This window comes from Mesorhizobium sp. M0960, assembly GCF_040319055.1.
In the GTDB taxonomy this organism is placed as follows: domain Bacteria; phylum Pseudomonadota; class Alphaproteobacteria; order Rhizobiales; family Rhizobiaceae; genus Mesorhizobium.
The window spans coordinates 353,707-368,366 of sequence record NZ_JAMYNN010000001.1; the positions used below are offsets into that span (position 1 = coordinate 353,707).

The window sequence follows — 14,660 nt, forward strand, 5'->3', positions numbered from 1 at the left end:
GCGTCGCGGAGCGCACCAGTCGAAGGAGCACCGTCTTGGCTGTGGTCATCACCTCCCTGATCCTTTTCCTCATCGGCCTGGCGCTTGGCGGCGGCGGCATCTGGCTCGTGACGCTGGGCGGCAGCTGGTATTACGTCATCGCCGGCATAGCTTTCCTGATCGCTGCCTGGCTGCTCTACAGGCGCAGATCCACGGCGCTGTGGCTCTACGCGGCGATCGTGCTCGGCACGCTCGCCTGGGCTGTCTGGGAAACCGGCTTCGACTGGTGGGAGCTCGGCCCGCGCGGCGGCATCATCGTGCTTGTCGCGCTGTGGCTATTGACGCCATGGGCGCGGCGCGGGCTTACCGGTCCCGACGGACGAGCGCCGCTGATCCTCGCGGTGCTGGCATCGCTCGGCGTCGCCGGTTATTCGATGACGACGGACCCAAAGGATATTGCCGGCCAACTCAACACCGACAAGGTGACGCCGACGGCCGAACTCGGCGGCAATGTGCCGGCCGGCGAATGGCACTATTACGGTCGCACGCAATATGGCCAGCGCTATTCGCCGCTCGACCAGATCACCCCCGAAAACGTTGCCAATCTGCAGCCGGCCTGGACCTATCGCACCGGCGACGTGAAAGGGCCCGACGACATCGGCGAGACGACCTATCAGGTGACGCCGCTGAAAATCGCCGACACGCTCTACATCTGCACGCCGCATAATTTCGCCATCGCCATCGATGCCGCGAACGGCAAGGAGAAATGGCGTTTCGATCCGCAGGTCAAGCTCAACAAGGACCGCCAGCACCAGACCTGCCGCGGCGTGGCTTACTATGCCGATGCCAAGATCGCCGCCGGCCAGCCCTGCGCCACGCGCATCTATCTGCCGACATCGGACGCCCGGCTGATCGCGCTCGACGCGGCGAATGGCCAGGTCTGTCCGACATTTGCCGAGGGCGGCACGCTGAACCTGCTCGCCAACATGCCATATCCGAAGCCGGGCTATTACTATTCGACTTCCGCGCCGCTGATCGTCGCCAACAAGATCATCGTCGGCGGCGCGGTCAACGACAATTATTCGACGCAGGAGCCGTCCGGGGTCATCCGTGCCTACGATGCCGACACCGGCGCGCTGTTATGGAATTGGGATTCCGGCAATCCGGACCAGACGACGCCGCTGCCGCCGGGCCAGACCTACACCAACAACTCGCCCAATATGTGGTCGACGGCGAGCGCCGACGAGAAGCTCGGCCTGCTCTATGTGCCGCTCGGCAACAAGACGCCGGACCAGCTCGGCGCCGGACGCAGCGCCAATGACGAGAAATTCTCTTCCTCGATCACCGCGCTCGATCTCAACACCGGACAATTGCGCTGGGTGCGGCAGACCGTGCATCACGATCTCTGGGACATGGACGTGCCGGCGCAGCCGACGCTGGTCGACATAACCACGGCCAGTGGTGTGGTGCCGGCGCTGGTCGGGCCGACCAAGCAGGGCGACCTCTATGTGCTCGACCGGCGCAGCGGCGAGCCGATCGTTCCGGTCAAGGAAGTGCCGGCGCCGGGCGGCGCGATCGAAGGCGACCATACCTCGCCGACGCAGCCGGTCTCGGACCTCAGCTTCAGTCCGAAGCCACTGACCGGCGCGGATATGTGGGGCATCACCATGTTCGACCAGCTGGCCTGCCGGATCGAGCTTCGGAAGCTGCGGTATGAGGGCCGCTATACGCCGCCGTCGCTGCAAGGCTCGCTGATCTATCCTGGCAATTTCGGCACCTTCAACTGGGGCGGCGTGGCAGTCGATCCGGTCCGGCAGGTGATGTTCGGCATGCCGACATACCTGGCGTTCATCTCCAAATTGGTGCCGCGCGCCGACGTGCCGCCGCCGGGCGATACCAAGGGCAGCGAACAAGGCCTGAACCGCAATGACGGTGCGCCTTACGCAGTGATATTGAAGCCATTCCTGTCGCCGCTCGGCATTCCCTGCCAGGCGCCTCCGTGGGGCTATGTGGCCGGCGCCGACCTTCGGACCGGCAAGATCGTCTACAAGCATCGCAACGGCACCGTCTACGACATGACGCCGCTGCCGCTGCCGTTCAAGGTCGGCGTGCCGGGCATTGGCGGGCCGATGATCACTGCCGGCGGCGTCGCCTTTCTCGGTGCGGCGGTCGACGACTATGTGCGCGCTTATGACCTGACGACCGGCAAACAGCTCTGGCAGGCGCGGCTGCCTGCCGGCGGGCAGTCGACACCGATGACCTACACGGTAGCCGACGGACGCCAGTTCGTCGTCATCGTTGCCGGCGGCCACGGCTCGGTCGGCACCAAGCCGGGCGATTATGTGATGGCCTATACGCTGCCGAAATAGAGAAGTTCCTCAGAGCCCGAGATGCCCTTTCAGGTCGGGTACCGATGCAAGTACCTCGTTGGTCAGCTGCGGGCCGGCGGCTGTCTCGGCCTGCTGGACCAACGCGGCATCAAGGCCATCGTGCAGAGACTTATGGCAGCCCTCACTCAGCCGTGACTGGACCAGCCAGGCTTCGACCCTATGTTGCTGCCGGGGGCCGAAGACCTAGGAGCGCGCCATGACAACACCTGCCGGCCCCGCCAAGCCTGTCATTACCCAGGCGATGATCGATGCCTATGATGAATACACGCATCTGACGCTCGACCGGCGGCGCTTCATGGAGCAGTTGACCAGGCTTGCCGGGTCGGGTGCGGCAGCGGCCGCGATCTCGCCGCTGCTGGCGGCGAATTCGGCCCAGGCGGCAATCGTCGCGGAAAACGATCCGCGCGTGAAAGGCGAGGACATCAGCTATACAGGCAGCGGCGGCGAGATGAAGGGTTATCTGGTCAAGCCGGCGGGTCAGGCCGGCAAGCTGGGCACGGTCATCGTCGTGCACGAAAACCGGGGGCTCAACCCGCATATTCGCGACGTGGCGCGGCGCGTGGCGCTGGAGGGGTTCGTGGCGCTTGCCCCGGACTTCATGACACCGCTCGGCGGCACGCCGGCCGATGAAAACAGGGCACGTGACCTGTTTTCCCAGCTCGATCCAGCACAGGTCGCCACCAATGCCGTCGCAACGGTCGCCTACCTCAAAGGCCACAAGGACGGCAACGGCAAGGTCGGCGCCGTCGGCTTCTGCTGGGGCGGCGGCACGGTGAACATGCTGGCCGTCAACGCGCCGGATCTTGCAGCCGCCGTTGCCTATTACGGCATGCAGCCGAAGGCCGAGGACGTGCCGAAGATCAAGGCGCCGCTCATGCTGCATTATGCCGGGCTCGACACCCGCACCAATGCCGGCATCGACGCCTTCAAGAAGGAACTCGACGCGGCCCATATCGAATATTCGGTCTATGTCTATGAAGGCGCCAACCATGCCTTCAACAACGACACATCGGCGGCCCGTTACGACAAGAAGGCGGCTGACCTCGCCTGGGGGCGGACGATCGCTTTCCTCAAGGAGAAGTTGGCCTGATCAGGCGGGCGCCAGCGCCGGTTTGTGAAGGGCGACGCCGGCCACCACCAGCGCGATGCCGAGGCAGTCAGTGAGGCTCGGCACCTGCCGCAGCACGATGACGCCGATAAACGTCGCGGTAACCGGAAGCAATGACAGCATCAGCGCGAAACTGGAGCGCGGCAGCCGCGACATGGCAAGCTGGTCGCAAATATAGGGAATGACCGACGAGCAGATGCCGACACCGACCGCCGCAAGCAGCAGCGGCGGCGTCGAGAACGCCGGCAGCGCATCGGCAAGACCGATCGGCAGAACGACGAGAAGGGCGACCGCCATGGCGGCACCCAGCCCGGCGATGCCATCGCCAGCGTCGGCGCGCGCGACGCGGTGGCCGAGCACGATATAGAAGACAAACAGCGCGCCATTGAGGAAGGCCCAGAACAGGCCGACAGGATCGCTCGACCATTTGACGTCGATGAGCAGCAAGGTGCCGGCGACGGCGATTGCAAGGGCGGCGAGATTGCGCGGGCTTCTGAGGCCGACAAGCGCGACGCCGATGGTGCCGACGAATTCGATCGCCGCTACCAGCGAGATCGGCAGCCGGTCGAGCGCCAGGTAAAACGAGCAATTCATCACCCCAAGGCAGACGCCGAAACCCACAAGCAACAACCGCGTCGAGCGATCGGCGCGGGCGAAGACCGCCCATGGTCGGGTCAGCGGGGCAAAAACCAGTGCCGCGGTGGCGATGCGCAGCCACGCCATGCCGAGCACGCCGACATGCGAGAAAAGCAGGACTGCGAAAGCGGGGCCGAGATAGTGGAACACGGCGCTGACGCCGAACCACAGATGGGGCGGCACCGAGCTTGCCAAGGTAAAAGCCGGGCCGGCGAGTGCCGGACTTGCTGCTGGGGCTTGCGTCCGATCTTCCATGGGGTCAGTATCGCAGGCGATTTTTGCCGTTGATATGGATGATGGCCGGGCATTGCGGCTATTCCCTTTTCGAAAGCAAGGAGTATTCCGCTGAAACGCCTTCGAAATGAAAATACCGATCTGGATCCGGCGGATCTAAAAATCCTGCGCCTGCTGGAGGAGGATGCGCGCACCAGTATTGCCGAACTGGCGCGCTCAGTCGGCCTGTCGGCGCCGAGCGTCGCCGAGCGCATCAAGCGGCTGCAGGAAAGCGGCGTGATCGAGGCCTATACGGTGCGGATTAATCCGGCCGCGCTCGGCATGAAGCTGTCGGCATGGCTGCGCATCAGGCCGGTGCCGGGGCAACTCGCCGTCGTGGCCGAAATCATCCGCGACCTGCCGGAAATCGCCCAATGCGACCGGGTCACCGGCGAAGACTGTTTCATCGCGCTGGCGCATGTCGGCTCGGTCGCCGAGCTCGAGCGGGTGATCGACCGGATCATTCCCCATGCGATGACCAATACGGCGATCATCCAGTCGACGCCGGTAGTGGCACGCTCGCCGCTAGGGGCGGTGAAGCGCCCGGCCTGATGCTAGATTTAAATCTGCGACGTCAGCTCGACCGGGAAATCGTCATTGTCGGCGTCGCGCATGGCGGCGAGGCTGCGGTTGTCCAGCACCTCTGCGATCGCCTGACGCACCTCCAGCATCATGTGCCGGACCTGGCAGGTCGCCTCGTCGCAATCCTCGCAGCGCTGGTATTGTGTGCGGCTGGCGCAAGGGATCGGCGCCAGCGGCCCGTCGAGGACACGCACGACATGGCCGATCTTGATTTCGGAAGCGGGACGGGCGAGGCGGTAACCGCCTTCCTTGCCCTTGCGGCTCTGGACGAAGCCGGCATTGCGCAACTCGCCCAGGATGGCATCCAGGAATTTCTTGGGGATGTTGTTGGCGACCGCAATGTCGTTGACGAATGCGAGCTGGCCGACCGGCAGGCCGGACAGATGCACGAGAGCCTTGAGGCCGTATTTGCCTTTTTTGGTAAGCATGCCCGAGTCAACCCATTAAGCCCCAACCACCCGCATCTGGCGGCTGTTTGTGTGCAAATAATGACGGTTTGGCCGTGCGATGCCGTTCGCGCAGACAGGCCGCCCGAAGACATATTGCGCGCAAACGCGTTGATTCTTCGTCACGTTTTGGAGGGCGGGCGTCCGGAACGGGCGGAGGCCACGTTTTCGGCGAGCAAATGAAGAAAGCCGGCAAACGCCCGCTTTCAATCAGTTCACGAGGTTGCAGACGTCAGCGGCTGCCGTAAGTCTGGTCGAGCAGGCCGCCAGCGGCGAAATGCTCGGCCTGGACCTTGGCCCAGCCGCCAAAGACATCCTGCACCGTCAATAGGCGGACATCGGGAAACTCAGCCTTGTACTTGGCGGCGACCGTCGCGTCGCGGGTCCGCAGGCCGTTGCGGGCGGCGATGTCCTGGCCCTCCAGCGTATAAAGGAAGTCGAGATAGGTCTTGGCGAGGTCGCGCGTGCCATGCTCGTCGGCGATCGTGTCGACGATCGCCACCGGAAACTCGGCCAAAAGGCTGACCGAGGGCGTCACCTGCTCGAATTTGTCCTCGCCATACTCCTTGCGGACGCCGCGCGTTTCCGACTCAAAGGTGATCAGCACGTCGCCGATCTCGCGCTGCACGAAAGTGGTGGTCGCGGCGCGTCCGCCGCTGTCGAAGATCGGTACGTTGTTGAACAGCTTGGTGACGAATTCCTTCACCTTGGCGTCGTCGCCCTTGAAGGCTTCCTTGGCGTAGGCGGTGGCCGCAAGGTAGGTGTACCGGGCATTGCCGGAGGTTTTCGGATTGGGGAAGATCACCTGGACGTCGTCGCGCACGAGATCGTTCCAATCCTTGATGTGCTTCGGATTGCCGGCGCGCACCAGGAAGGAGGGCAGCGAATAGAAGGGCGAGGCGTTGTCGGGAAAATCTTTCTGCCAATCCGCGGAGATGAGACCCTTCCTGACCAGGAAGTCGATGTCGAGGACCTGGTTGAAGGTGACCACATCGGCGCCGAGGCCCTCGGCGATGGCACGTGCCTGCGCAGACGTCCCGGCATGCGACTGATCGATGGTGACGCCTGGGTGGCCGGCGACGAACGCCTTGTTGACCTGCGCAAACAGCTCGCGGCCGACATCGTAAGAAGCGTTCAGCAATTTGTCGGCCGACCAGGCTTGGGAGGATGCGAGGAACAGGCCGGCCAATGTGGCGACGCCAAGCAAAAATCGCTTCATGAAAACAAGGCTCCAATGCGTGCGCTTATTGCCGGACCATAGCGGCAAGGCATTGTGCGCGACGAGGCAGGCAGAGCGGCCGCTCCACGTTGTCGATAGAAGAAATATTCCCGCTGTGGAGGATTTCTAGTTTTTTCTTTCAGGCAGAGTCTTCCGGGCAGCTTGGCAGCGGTGCCGATGCCGTCGGCGTGCACGATGGTTCCCGGCCGGCCAACGCGATGGCGATTGCATCGCCGCGCGGTCTGGCATATACAAATGGTATATACAAGGAGCTATCGTCATGCCTCAACGCCGCCATTCAACAACCCCGCCGAAAGAGGCGAAGCTGTTTCGTAACAATCGCAGTCAGGCGGTGCGCATTCCTGTCGAGTTCGAACTTCCCGGCGAAAAGGTCTTGATCAGTCGTGAAGGCGACCGCCTGATCATCGAGCCGGTTCGCAAACCCGGCCTCACGGCGCTGCTCGCGCAATGGGCGAAAGAGCCGCCCCCCGGTTCCGAGGAGGACTTTCCCGAAGTCGAGGATATGCCTGTCAAATCCGAGGATTTTTTTTGATGCGGTTCATGCTGGACACGAACATTATCAGCGACATGATCCGAAATCCGGCCGGGAAAGCCGCCGCCGCCGTCCTGCGCGTGGGAGACGCCGCCGTGTGTACCAGCATCGTGGTCGCCTCGGAACTGCGATATGGCTGCGCCAGGAAAGAGTCGGCCAAGTTGCTCAAGAAGGTCGAGGAATTGCTGGCTGAGATTCCTGTCTTGCCGCTCGATGTGCCGGTAGATGCCGAATACGGCGCGATTCGCGCAGAGCTGGAAGGAAGGGGCCAGACCATCGGCCAAAACGACCTTTTTATTGCTGCCCACGCCTATGCACTGGGAACTACCCTGGTGATCGCCAACACCGGCGAGTTCAACCGGATCAAAGGCCTGAAGGTCGAGAACTGGCTGGTGTAGCGCCTAAAAGAGGATCAAGCAGCCGGAAAAAGCTTCCAGCGCCGCGGCCTGAAAGCCACCCGGCTTTTCTGCGCCGCCGGATGGTCGACTGGCAACTCGATCTCGACCCGCTGGCGTTCGCCGCCGATTTCGAGCTCGACCCGCCTGGTGCCGGCGACGCGGCGGCTGGCGACAACCGTGCCGGCGATGCAGCCGTTGCATTCTTCCACCAGATCGACGTCGTGCGGGCGGAAGAACAGCGTCGCTTCACCTTGCGGTGCGTGCGGCGCGGAAAGCCCGATCGGCCGGTCGGCGATCCAGACCTGGCCGTCCTCGACCTTGACCGGGATCGAGCTCGATTCGCCGATGAAGCCATAGACGAAGGGCGAGTTCGGCGTGTCGTAGATCTCGTCGGCGGTGCCAACCTGCTCGATGCGGCCCTGGCTCATCACCACGACGCGGTCGGCAAGCTCCAGCGCCTCTTCCTGGTCATGGGTGACGAAGACCGTGGTGTGGCCGGTGGCGTCGTGGATGTCGCGCAGCCAGCGGCGCAGTTCGCGGCGCACCTGGGCATCGAGCGCGCCGAACGGCTCGTCGAGCAAAAGCACGGCCGGTTCGATCGCCATCGCGCGGGCCAGCGCCACGCGCTGGCGCTGGCCGCCCGAAAGCTGCGCCGGATAGCGTTTTTCCAGACCGGAAAGCTGAACGAGGTTGAGGAGTTCCGAGGCGCGGCGGCGGATTTCCTTCGCCGACGGGCGTGACGGCCCGTGCCGGACCTTGAGTCCGAAGCCGATATTGTCGGCGACCGTCATATGGCGAAACAGCGCGTAATGCTGAAAGACGAAGCCGACATTGCGCTCCTGGATCGACTTTTGCGAGGCATCCTCTTCGCCGAAGAAGATCTTTCCGCGGGTCGGCCGCTCCAACCCGGCAATCAGCCTGAGCAGCGTCGTCTTGCCGGAACCGGATGGCCCCAGCAACGCGATCAACTCACCCGACTTGATGTCGAGCGAAACGTCGTGAAGGGCCGGAAACCGCTCAAACTCCTTGCGCACGTTGGCAACGCGAACTTCCATACAAATCCCTTTGTAGTTGATGCATGTCGTTATCCCAAAACCGGTTCCCACTTTTGGGCGACATGCATTTTGTCAGTGTCCGCGCGTCGCGGCGATCTCGGCGCCGTAGCGCATCTCGAGAAGTGTTTTCAAGACCAGTGTGACGAGCGCCAGGCCGGCAAGCAGCGAAGCGACGGCAAAGGCGGCGGCGGCATTGTACTCGTTATAAAGGATTTCGACATGCAGCGGCATGGTGTTGGTCAACCCGCGTATGTGGCCGGACACCACCGAGACCGCGCCGAACTCACCCATGGCGCGGGCATTGCACAACAGTACGCCGTAGAGCAATCCCCATTTGACGTTAGGCAACGTCACGTACCAGAACGCCTGCCAGCCATTGGCGCCGAGCGACAGGGCCGCCTCCTCGTCGCCATTGCCCTGCTCCTGCATCAGCGGGATCAATTCGCGGGCGACGAAGGGGAAGGTGACGAAGATGGTGGCCAGCACGATGCCCGGCACGGCAAACAGGATGACGATGCCATGCGCCTTGAGCCAAGCACCGAGCAGGCCTTGCGCGCCGAAGAGGAGTACATAGACCAGGCCGGAAATGACCGGGGAGACCGAAAACGGCAGGTCGATCAGCGTGGTCAGGAACGCCTTGCCCTTGAACTCGAACTTGGCAATCGCCCAGGCGGCGGAAATGCCGAAGACGACGTTGAGCGGCACCGAGATCGCCGCGACCAGAAGCGTCAGGCGGATCGCCGAGCGCGTATCCGGTTCCGACAGCGCCTGTGTGTAGGCCTCGATGCCTTTGGCGAAAGCTTCCTTGAAGACGATGATCAGCGGCAAGAGCAGGAAAATGCCGAGGAAGGCAAAGGTCACGATCATCAGCACGGTTCTCGCCGTGCGGCTTTCGGTCACCGCCGGCGACTGGCTTTCGTGGTGCGGCGCGTAGGATTTGATCTCCGGGTCAGCCATAGCGCTTGCGGCTCCACGTCTGCACCAGGTTGATGACCAGCAGCATCACGAAGGACAGCGCCAGCATGATCGCCGCGATCGCGGTCGCCGCAGCGTAATTATATTCCTCGAGCCTGATGACAATCAGAAGCGGTGCGATCTCGGATTTATAGGGCAGGTTGCCGGCGATGAAGATGACTGAGCCGTACTCGCCGACGCCGCGCGCGAAGGCCAGCGCGAAACCGGTGACGATGGCCGGCGCCAGTCCGGGAAGCAGGACGCGGCTGATGATCTGGAAGCGATTGGCGCCGAGCGTTGCGGCCACTTCCTCGACCTCCTTGTCGATCTCCTCCATGATCGGCTGCACGGTGCGCACGACGAAGGGCAGCCCGATGAAGATCAGCGCAATGACAATGCCGAGTGGCGTATAAGCGACTTTGATGCCGAGCGGCGTCAGCAGGCTGCCGATCCAGCCGTTCGGTGCGTAAAGCGTGGTCAGCGCGATGCCGGCAACCGCCGTCGGCAGCGCAAAGGGCAGGTCGACCATGGCATCGACGATGCGGCGGCCGGGAAAGCTGTAGCGCACCAGCACCCAGGCGACGATCGTGCCGAAGACGACGTTGACGGCGGCGGCAATGAAGGCGGTGCCGAAGCTGATTTCAAGCGCGTTGATGGTGCGGCGGTCGGTGACGATCGCCCAGAAGTCGGTCCAGCCGAGCGCCGCCGAGCGCCAGATCAACCCGGACAGGGGAATGAGGATGATGAGGGTGAGGTAGGCAAGCGAGAAGCCGAGCGTCAATCCGAAACCCGGAATGACGCTCGGCTGCCTGAACCGCCACCCCGCCTTGGCGGGTGCTGTGGTCATGTCGTCCTGATCTAAATGCTACTGGGCCGGCTTATAGATCTGGTCGAATATACCACCGTCGCCGAAATGATAAGGCTGTGCCTTCTTCCAGCCGCCAAAAAGTGGGTCGTCGATGGTGACCAGCTTGATCTCAGGCTGCTTGGCCAGGTCCTCCGCCGGCACCAGGTCGGGCTTCGAAGGGCGATAATGGTTCTTGGCGATGATCGTCTGGCCTTCCTTGGAATAGAGGTAGCTCAGATAGGCTTCGGCAACTTTGCGTGTGCCTTTGGCGTCGACATTGGCGTCGACCACTGCGACCGGCGGCTCGGCCAGGATCGAGGTCGGCGGGTAGACGATATCGAAATTGTCAGCGCCGAACTCGTCGAGCGCCAGATAGGCCTCGTTTTCCCAGGCGAGCAGCACGTCGCCTAGCCCTTTTTGCGCAAAGGTCACGGTGGCGCCGCGCGCACCGGTGTCGAGAACCGGGACATGCGCATAGAGATTGCCAACGAATCCCTTGGTCTTGGCCTCGTCGCCGCCATCCTTGGCGCTGGCATAGGCCCAGGCGGCAAGATAGTTCCAGCGCGCGCCGCCGGAGGTCTTCGGATTGGGCGTGATCACCTGGACGTCATCCTTGACCAGATCGCCCCAATCATGAATGCCCTTGGGGTTTCCCTTGCGGACGAGGAAGATGATGGTCGAGGTGTAAGGCGCCGAATTGTTTTCGAATTTCGTCCGCCAGTCGGGATTGATCTTCTTCGTTTTCGAGACAATGGCGTTGATATCGCCTTCGAGCGCCAGCGTCACCACGTCGGCGTCGAGCCCGTCGATCACGGCGCGCGCCTGGGCGCCGGATCCGCCATGCGACTGCTGGATGATCACCGTCTCGCCTGTCTCGGTCTTCCAGTGGGCGACAAAGGCCTCATCGAATTGCTTGTAGAGCTCACGCGTCGGGTCATAGGACACGTTGAGAATGGTGGTGTCGGCAAACGCGAAACCGAGCGTGCCGAACTGGACCGATGTGGCGACCAGTGCGCCGAGCAGTTTCCTGAAATGAGGTTTGGTCATTTCCGCCTCCGTTGAACTCGCGCCAAATCTACCGAATTGATAGAATTTAGATGCATTCAATGTTGCCTTTTTTGGCCTATTGAAGCAATTTTTCGCCTACTTTCGGCGATGGGAGGAACTATTTTCCCTTGCACGGGACCTACGCTCCCGACGCGATTATCTAGAGACGGCTAGCTCTTCGGCAATGGCGGCGTCGCGTCCGAACGAGGTTTTGGCGGACTATTCGGCGGCGACGGGAAAGTTGAAGCGCTCTCTTGGAAACGGCTCGTTTTCCAGCGTGAAGTGCCACCATTCGCGTGCGTAATTCTTGAAGCCGCCGGCGCGCATCGCCTCGACAAGTTTTTTGCGGTTTGCCGCCGCTTCACTGGCGATCGGTCGGTGAGCCGTTTCGCTCGTCGGATCGAAACAGTCGAAACCGGTGCCGAAATCCAGCGTGTCGGCATCGGTCGCGCCGCAGGCCGGTTTCGGAGCGCTCTTGCGGTCCGCTCGCGTGATGGCGACATCGACCGTCGATCCGCGCGAATGGGTGGACAGTTCGCCGATATAGCCCTTGGCGATGAGATCCTTGCGCTTGACCTTTGGGTACCATTGCGGGTCCGGTGGTCCGCTCGTTTTTGTCCAGTCACCCATGTCGGAGACAGCACGCGCAGGGCGGTAGCAGTCGAACACGACCAGCGTCAGCCCTCCGGCAGCAATCGCTTTCTGCACTGCGGAAAGCGCTTGCGCCGCTTGGCTGGTGAGGACGCATACCGGCGCATCGTAACCGCATACCTTGCGATGCAGGAAGTTTTCGAGGCCGGCATAGCGGATATCCTGCCGGATACTGGGATCGATGTCGGCCAGCCGAACAAAGCCGGCGGGGAGGGCGTCAGCAGAGGCCGAGGAAATACCGGCGGCCGAAAGCAAGGCGTAAAACCCAATCCGCTGAATCACCTGCCGGAAACTATTCAAGGGAAACTTTCACTCGACAAAAACCTTCACACTGGCCGCGCGCCCCGCCGCATCGACTACGGTCAGGGTGGAATAGCCGGCGCCGTCCGGCTGCCAGGTCGCGGTGCGCCGCCGGTCGATGCCGACCAGCGGCTTGCCGTTGGCCAGCCAGCGGAACGGTGCGCGGCCGCCTTGCAGCTTGAGCACCAGCGGCGAGGCGTCGGCCGAGGAAGTGCCGAGATCGACACGGGCGCCGTCAGGCGGAAAGACGATGGTTGGTGCAGGTTCGGTCGGCGTCGCCTGCACCAGCCCGTCGACGCCGGCGCCGAAGCGCGTCAGCGTCACCGGCAATTCTTCGCGCTTTGGCCGGCGGACGCCGGACGGTTGGCTTGGCAGCGGCACGGCGGCTAGGCTGGAACGGACAAAGCCTTCGAACAGAATGGGCGCGGCCGAGACATAGCCGGACAGACCGGGCACCGCGCCGGCATCGGGGCGGCCGACCCAGACGCCGAGCACATAACGGCCGTCGAAGCCGACCGACCAGGCGTCGCGATAGCCGTAGGAGGTGCCGGTCTTGTAGGCGATGCCGCGTTGGGCGGCACCCTGGGGCGGCTTGACGCCCGACAGGATGTCGGTGATCTGCCAATTCGCCTGACCATCGAGGATGGTGGTGGTCGAGCGTTCGGTGTTCGCCGGCTCGGTGCCGTCATGCAGCGTGTGTGCCTTGCCGCCATTGGCAAGGCCGGCATAGAGTTGGACGAGGTCGCGCAGCGTCACTCCGACGCCACCGAGGCCGATCGCCAGGCCAGGCGCTTCGTTGACGGGCAGTATCGGCATCACGCCTGCCTGGCGAAAGCGCGCCATCAGCCGGGCCGGGCCGACCGCGTCGAGCACGCGGATCGCCGGCACGTTGAGCGACAATTGCAGCGCCTGCCTGATGCTGACATCGCCCTGATAGCCCATGTCGAAGTTCTTCGGCCGGTAACCGGAGAAATCGGCCGGGCTGTCCTCGATCAGCATCTCCTGCGCCACCAGGCCTTGCTCGAAGGCGAGGCCGTAGATGAACGGCTTCAGCGTCGAGCCAGGCGAGCGAACGACCTTGGTCATGTCGATCCAGCCCGAACGGCTGGCATCGAAGAAATCGGCAGAGCCGACCTCGCCAAGAATATCGCCGGTGCGGGCATCGGCCAGCACCATGGCCACCGAGAGGCGAGGGCCGAGCTTGGCGGCGGCATCCTTGGCCACCTGCTCCAGCCCTTCCTGGACACTCTTGCGGATCGTCAGTTGCAGCTTCTGGCCGGGAATGGCCTTGGGCAGCATTGCATAGGCAGCATGAGCAGCGAGCGCCGGCAAGGTCCGCCGCAGCCCCGACACATCGTCGAGCGCGGCTCGCGCGGCCTCGCGTTCGCCGAGCAGGCCTGCCGACACCATGCGGGTCAGCACGCGGTCGCGGGCGGCATGAGCGACTTCGAGGTTGCGGTCAGGGCGTCGCTTTTCCGGCAATTGCGGCAAAGCGACGAGCAGGGCCGCCTCAGAGACCGTCAGCGGCTTCGGCTCCTTGCCGAAATAGGCGAGCGAAGCGGCGCGCACGCCTTCGAGATTGCCGCCATAGGGCGCCAGCGTCAGGTAGCGTTCGAGGATCTCGCGCTTGGACAGCCGCCGTTCTATCTGGACGGCGCGCAGCATCTGTTTGATCTTCGAGCCGAGGCTGCGGCTGTCGCGCGGTTCGATCAGCCGGGCGAGCTGCATCGAGAGCGTCGAACCACCGGAGACGATATGGCCGCTGGTCGCGAACTGGCCGGCCGCACGCGCCAGTGCCAGCACGTCGACGCCTTGATGATCCCAGAAGCGCTTGTCCTCATAGGTGACCAGCATGTCGACGAACTGGTTGTCAACCTGGTCCAGGTTGGTCGCAAGCCGCCAATAGCCGTCCGGCGTGGCGAAGGCCCGCAACAGCTGGCCGTCACGGTCCTGCACCTCGGTCGAGACCGTCAGCGCAGCCGGCAGCGGCGGCGGAAAAGCGCGGTCGAGCTGCCAGAGGGCGACAGCGGTGATTGCGGCGAAGGAAATGCCCGCAATGGCCGCTCGGCGGAGGAATCTTTTGGAGAGCACGGCGCCGCCCCTCATCCGCCTGCCGGCACCCTCTCCCCGTGGAGGACGGGGAGAGGGTGAATGGCCGCAACGCTGGCGACCCCCTCTCCCTGTCCTTCACGGGGAGAGGGTAAGGGTAAGGGGCGGCGCGG

The 14,660-nt window shown here is 63.4% G+C and carries 14 protein-coding genes; 5 read left to right on the forward strand and 9 right to left on the reverse strand.

Annotated features, from left to right (window positions below; translation table 11 throughout):
• Positions 1-35 precede the first annotated feature (35 nt).
• Positions 36-2,348, forward strand: coding sequence for a glucose/quinate/shikimate family membrane-bound PQQ-dependent dehydrogenase (locus NKH63_RS01875; protein WP_352482915.1), 2,313 nt, complete (start codon positions 36-38; stop codon positions 2,346-2,348).
• A gap of 217 nt (positions 2,349-2,565) precedes the next feature.
• On the forward strand, positions 2,566-3,459 hold the full coding sequence (locus NKH63_RS01880; RefSeq protein ID WP_352482916.1) for a dienelactone hydrolase family protein: 894 nt from the start codon (positions 2,566-2,568) through the stop codon (positions 3,457-3,459).
• Here the strand turns inward: NKH63_RS01880 and NKH63_RS01885 are convergent, their stop codons facing one another.
• Positions 3,460-4,368 carry an EamA family transporter gene (locus NKH63_RS01885; RefSeq protein WP_352482917.1) on the reverse strand — a complete coding sequence of 303 codons (909 nt, stop codon included), beginning with the start codon at positions 4,366-4,368 and terminating at the stop codon, positions 3,460-3,462.
• Between the two features lie 90 nt (positions 4,369-4,458).
• Between NKH63_RS01885 and NKH63_RS01890 the strand changes: the two genes are divergently transcribed.
• Positions 4,459-4,938: an Lrp/AsnC family transcriptional regulator gene (locus NKH63_RS01890; RefSeq protein WP_352483074.1), complete on the forward strand. Its 480-nt coding sequence runs from the start codon at positions 4,459-4,461 to the stop codon at positions 4,936-4,938.
• Between the two features lie 8 nt (positions 4,939-4,946).
• On the opposite strand, the gene NKH63_RS01895 is transcribed toward NKH63_RS01890, so the two are convergent.
• The gene (locus NKH63_RS01895) at positions 4,947-5,396 is read right to left on the reverse strand and encodes an RrF2 family transcriptional regulator (RefSeq protein WP_006202816.1); all 450 of its coding nucleotides are present in this window, start codon (positions 5,394-5,396) and stop codon (positions 4,947-4,949) included.
• A gap of 250 nt (positions 5,397-5,646) precedes the next feature.
• On the reverse strand, positions 5,647-6,633 hold the full coding sequence (locus tag NKH63_RS01900; protein WP_352482918.1) for a sulfate ABC transporter substrate-binding protein: 987 nt from the start codon (positions 6,631-6,633) through the stop codon (positions 5,647-5,649).
• A gap of 280 nt (positions 6,634-6,913) precedes the next feature.
• Here NKH63_RS01900 and NKH63_RS01905 point away from each other — a divergent pair, with 280 nt between their 5' ends.
• Entirely contained in the window at positions 6,914-7,186 is a 273-nt protein-coding gene (locus NKH63_RS01905) for an antitoxin (RefSeq protein ID WP_352482919.1), read from the forward strand.
• Positions 7,186-7,584: a type II toxin-antitoxin system VapC family toxin gene (locus tag NKH63_RS01910; protein WP_502896288.1), complete on the forward strand. Its 399-nt coding sequence runs from the start codon at positions 7,186-7,188 to the stop codon at positions 7,582-7,584. Before NKH63_RS01905 ends, NKH63_RS01910 begins: the two co-directional genes overlap by 1 nt.
• A gap of 14 nt (positions 7,585-7,598) precedes the next feature.
• On the opposite strand, the gene NKH63_RS01915 is transcribed toward NKH63_RS01910, so the two are convergent.
• The 6 genes from NKH63_RS01915 to pbpC all read right to left on the reverse strand — a co-directional run bounded on the left by NKH63_RS01915 (position 7,599) and on the right by pbpC (position 14,544).
• Positions 7,599-8,639 (reverse strand): sulfate/molybdate ABC transporter ATP-binding protein, encoded by a 1,041-nt coding sequence (locus NKH63_RS01915; RefSeq protein WP_352482922.1) that lies wholly within the window; start codon positions 8,637-8,639, stop codon positions 7,599-7,601.
• 72 nt (positions 8,640-8,711) lie between these two features.
• Complete coding sequence (gene cysW, locus NKH63_RS01920) at positions 8,712-9,596, reverse strand: sulfate ABC transporter permease subunit CysW (protein WP_023720881.1); 885 nt, start codon at positions 9,594-9,596, stop codon at positions 8,712-8,714.
• Positions 9,589-10,440, reverse strand: a complete 852-nt coding sequence (gene cysT / locus NKH63_RS01925; RefSeq protein ID WP_023720880.1) for a sulfate ABC transporter permease subunit CysT — start codon at positions 10,438-10,440, stop codon at positions 9,589-9,591. The genes cysW and cysT overlap by 8 nt, the downstream gene beginning before the upstream one ends.
• Before the next feature lie 18 nt (positions 10,441-10,458).
• Positions 10,459-11,487, reverse strand: a complete 1,029-nt coding sequence (locus NKH63_RS01930) for a sulfate ABC transporter substrate-binding protein (RefSeq protein ID WP_352482923.1) — start codon at positions 11,485-11,487, stop codon at positions 10,459-10,461.
• Between the two features lie 219 nt (positions 11,488-11,706).
• Positions 11,707-12,420 carry a M15 family metallopeptidase gene (locus NKH63_RS01935; RefSeq protein ID WP_352482924.1) on the reverse strand — a complete coding sequence of 238 codons (714 nt, stop codon included), beginning with the start codon at positions 12,418-12,420 and terminating at the stop codon, positions 11,707-11,709.
• A gap of 27 nt (positions 12,421-12,447) precedes the next feature.
• Complete coding sequence (gene pbpC / locus NKH63_RS01940; protein ID WP_352482925.1) at positions 12,448-14,544, reverse strand: penicillin-binding protein 1C; 2,097 nt, start codon at positions 14,542-14,544, stop codon at positions 12,448-12,450.
• Between the last annotated feature and the right edge of the window lie 116 nt (positions 14,545-14,660).

Bases quoted from the DNA above. Each gene is read 5' to 3' on its own strand.
- NKH63_RS01930 (WP_352482923.1), bottom strand. From the start codon at position 11,487: ATGACCAAACCTCATTTCAGGAAACTGCTCGGCGCACTGGTCGCCACA.
- NKH63_RS01880 (WP_352482916.1), top strand. From the start codon at position 2,566: ATGACAACACCTGCCGGCCCCGCCAAGCCTGTCATTACCCAGGCGATG.
- cysT (WP_023720880.1), bottom strand. From the start codon at position 10,440: ATGACCACAGCACCCGCCAAGGCGGGGTGGCGGTTCAGGCAGCCGAGC.
- NKH63_RS01905 (WP_352482919.1), top strand. From the start codon at position 6,914: ATGCCTCAACGCCGCCATTCAACAACCCCGCCGAAAGAGGCGAAGCTG.
- NKH63_RS01895 (WP_006202816.1), bottom strand. From the start codon at position 5,396: ATGCTTACCAAAAAAGGCAAATACGGCCTCAAGGCTCTCGTGCATCTG.
- NKH63_RS01900 (WP_352482918.1), bottom strand. From the start codon at position 6,633: ATGAAGCGATTTTTGCTTGGCGTCGCCACATTGGCCGGCCTGTTCCTC.
- pbpC (WP_352482925.1), bottom strand. From the start codon at position 14,544: ATGAGGGGCGGCGCCGTGCTCTCCAAAAGATTCCTCCGCCGAGCGGCC.
- NKH63_RS01915 (WP_352482922.1), bottom strand. From the start codon at position 8,639: ATGGAAGTTCGCGTTGCCAACGTGCGCAAGGAGTTTGAGCGGTTTCCG.
- NKH63_RS01910 (WP_502896288.1), top strand. From the start codon at position 7,186: ATGCGGTTCATGCTGGACACGAACATTATCAGCGACATGATCCGAAAT.
- NKH63_RS01885 (WP_352482917.1), bottom strand. From the start codon at position 4,368: ATGGAAGATCGGACGCAAGCCCCAGCAGCAAGTCCGGCACTCGCCGGC.
- cysW (WP_023720881.1), bottom strand. From the start codon at position 9,596: ATGGCTGACCCGGAGATCAAATCCTACGCGCCGCACCACGAAAGCCAG.